The sequence below is a fragment of the Bacteroidota bacterium genome (genome assembly GCA_018831055.1).
In the GTDB taxonomy this organism is placed as follows: Bacteria; Bacteroidota; Bacteroidia; order Bacteroidales; family B18-G4; genus M55B132.
Map to the genome: position 1 here is coordinate 1 of JAHJRE010000252.1, position 3,364 is coordinate 3,364.

Sequence of the window (3,364 nt, forward strand, 5' to 3'; positions counted from 1 at the left end):
CAAAGGAAGATTTTATCATTCCGCCGGTCTGGCCTTGCACGACCTGGCGGTGCTAAAAGGGATGCTTTCCGCCGCGCTGGGCGGAACACATTTCAAGTAGAGTCATCGTACCTGCGCGTACTCCGGGGATCAACTTGTTCAATATCCTGCTGCTGACCACGGAAATGCGACCCGGCGGCGCGGAACGCATCGTTCACGACCTCGCCGTCAGCCTTGACCAGGAGAAATTCCGCGTCACCGTCGCGGCTTTGGACGGGCGCGGGGAATACGCCGACCGCATCCGCGCGCACGGAATCGAAGTGATTGACCTGGGCGCGTATCACCCCTGGCGCGTGGACGTGGTGCTCAAAATCCGCAAACTGCTGCTGGAAAAAAATATTCACCTGCTTAACACCCATCTCATTCATGCCAACGTGACTGGCCGCCTGGCGGCGGCGCTGCTGCCTAAAAAAATCCCGGTGATCTCGACCGTCCACATTGTCGAAAAAAGGCGGAAGGGGTGGCACTTCCGGCTGGACAGATTGACCTCCCGCTGGTGCGATCTGGAAATCTGCGTCAGCGAGGCGGCTAAAAAATTCCACCAGGAACAGACTGGTTTGCCTGACCAATTTTTCACTGTGATTCATAACGGCATTGACTTGTCCCGCTTCGAAGCCCTGCCAAATTCTGCCAACAGATGTTCTATCCGTGCCGAAATCGGCGTGCCGGAAGACGCCTTCCTGATCGGAGGATTCGGTCGCTTCAATTTCCAGAAAGGGTTTGACCTGTTCCTGCAGGCAATTGCCTGGCTGAAAAACGATGGCGTAGACTGCCGCTACGCGCTGGCGGGTTACGGGCCGGAAGAATTTGCTCTGAAAGAACTTGCGTGGGAACTCGGAGTATCAGACCAACTGGTCTTCGCCGGATATTTCCCCGCCGCTGAAGAGTTCATCCCCGCGCTCGACCTCTGCGTCGTGCCCTCACGCTGGGAGGGAATGCCGTTGGTTTTATTGGAAACGCTGGCGTGCGGCGTACCGGTGCTGGCGTCGGAAATAGATTCGCTACAAGAAGTTGCGGTAAATACCCCAGGCGTTTTTTACGTTCCCGCCGAATCGCCGCGGGAAATCGCAAAAAGAATCGCCGAAATCGCCGCCCTTCCCGCCAGCGAGACAACCGCCTTCATCCCTTCGCTGAAAGCACGGGCGGAATTTTTCTCGCTAAACAAAATGGTGGCAGGATATGAAGCCGCTTTTCTGAAATATCTGTAATCCCTTCCCTAATCCCAAGTTGCACGCTGTATAGAATAAATCCGCGTGCGGCGGAAACGCAATCCCGCTGACTAAAGACTTTTTTTTTTATAAATTTGCGCAAACGTATGTTCAAAATATTTGACAACGCCGATAAAGAGGATATTATCCCGGTATAGGCTGCGCAAACGTTTGTTCGGAGAAAGTATGTCGACCCTGAAAGAGATTGCCAAGGCCGCGGGAGTGTCGGTGTCGGTCGCGTCGCGGGCGCTGAATCCCCAGCCTGACAAAAACGCGCGGGTGTCGGAAGAGACTCGTCTGCACGTGGAGAAAATCGCGAAGAAAATGGGCTATCGCCACAACCGCGCGGCGGAATTTCTCAAACGCGGCAAAGCGCCGGTGATCGGCGTGTTTCTGCCGGAGACCCCCAACAAGCTGATCGCGGAAATGACTTTCGGCATTTCGGAACAGGCGGAGGAGGAAGGCTTCCCGCTGGGGTTCCGCTTCGGGCTTTCGATCAAGCGCTACCGCGATTTCATGGAATCCACTTCCGACAGCCGCCATTGCGGCATTATCAGCTATCCCTATCACAATCTCGGGGCGGAAGTGAACGGGATTATGGAAAAGTTCCTCCAACGCGGCGGCAAATCGGTTTTCATCAGCGACGCCTATACCGTCAAGGATGCGGTCACGGTTTCCATCGACGACCTGGAGGGAGGGCGCATCGCCGGACGGCATCTGTTGCAGAAGAACTGCCGCAGCTATTACTTTTTCGGCTCCTACAACGCCTCCGCACCTAAACCGCTGGCGCCGGAAACTGCATTGCACGGTTACGCCCTGACCAGGAAACGCGGTTACGAAGAAGTTATTGCCGAAAGCGGCCAGAAGGTGCAGTGGATCACAGACCCGAACCGAGCTATCGATAAAATCCTGCATTCCTCGGCAACGAAGCTGCCCTGCGGGATTTTCTGTTCCGCCGACATGAACGCTCTGCACCTGTATGGCTGTCTGACCAATACCCCGCTGGTAATAGGGCGAGACGTTTACGTCATCGGCTACGACGACCTCTACCTTACGCCTTACCTGAACCCGCCGCTTACCACCATCAACCAACCGATGCGGGAACTGGGAAAGGTGGCGGTGACGAAAATCATCCGCATGATCTACGGCAAGGAAGAATCCAGCACGGTTATCCCGCCGCGACTGGTGGTCAGGGAATCGGCTTGAAAACGACTTTTTCATCTTTAGGGGAGAGGATTTTTAGTCTCCAGTTGGCAGTCTCCAGTAATTACTGTACAAACGCTCAGGATCAAACAGTAGAAAAATTGCCTGTCCCACTATTCTGTAATTAGCTTTCGGAAACAAACACTGGAGACTGTCAACTGGAGACTTGACCTCTTCGCCTATAATAAACTAAGACCTTATAAACATGACCCGGGCGTCCGGGATATTTTCAATAATTCAAAGTTCACACTGGAGAAAGAAATGAGCAGGATTCCGATTGCGTTGCAGTTGTATTCCATTCGAGAGGAATGCAAGAACAACCTGGCGGAAGCGCTGAGGAAAGTGGCGGAAATGGGGTATGACGGCGTGGAGTTCGCCGGATTTTTCGAGCACAAGGCGAAGGATGTCAAAAAGATGCTGGACGACAACGGCCTCAAGGTCGCCGGTTCGCACCTGGGCATTCCCACCATGCTGGGCGACGAATTCGAAAAAACCGTGGCGTATCAGGCGGAAATCGGCAGCAAATACCCGATCATTCCCGGCCTGCCCAAGGAATATACGGAAAACCTCGCCGCCTGGAAAAAGACGGCGGATATTTTCAACGAACTCGCCGCCAAGCTGAAGAAGCATGGCATGTTCACTGGCTATCACAACCACCACACCGAGTTCACTCCCGTGGAAGGGAAAAAGCCGTGGGACTTTTTCTTCGACAACACCTGCCGCGACGTCGTCATGCAGATCGACACCGGCAACGCCCTGCACGGCGGTGCCGACCCGTTGCCATATCTGGAAAAATATGCCGGTCGCGCCCGCACGGTACACCTGAAGGAATTCTCTTCCAAGATCGCCGAACCTGTAATCGGCCAGGGAGAGGTAAAGTGGAAAAAGTTCTTCAAGCTGTGCGAAACCGTCGG

At 54.3% G+C, this 3,364-nt stretch carries 3 protein-coding genes; all 3 read left to right on the forward strand.

The window, feature by feature from the left end; translation table 11 throughout:
* Positions 1 to 134: 134 nt before the first annotated feature.
* Positions 135 to 1,247: a glycosyltransferase gene (locus KKA81_16120; GenBank protein ID MBU2652453.1), complete on the forward strand. Its 1,113-nt coding sequence runs from the start codon at positions 135 to 137 to the stop codon at positions 1,245 to 1,247.
* A 186-nt stretch (positions 1,248 to 1,433) separates the two neighbouring features.
* The gene (locus KKA81_16125) at positions 1,434 to 2,453 is read left to right on the forward strand and encodes a LacI family transcriptional regulator (GenBank protein ID MBU2652454.1); all 1,020 of its coding nucleotides are present in this window, start codon (positions 1,434 to 1,436) and stop codon (positions 2,451 to 2,453) included.
* Between the two features lie 258 nt (positions 2,454 to 2,711).
* Positions 2,712 to 3,364 (forward strand): sugar phosphate isomerase/epimerase (locus KKA81_16130; protein ID MBU2652455.1); only part of this gene is annotated, 653 nt, incomplete at its 3' end.

What these genes read in the sequence shown, in the direction of transcription:
- KKA81_16125 (MBU2652454.1), top strand. Translation starts at nt 1,434, where the DNA reads ATGTCGACCCTGAAAGAGATTGCCAAGGCCGCGGGAGTGTCGGTGTCG.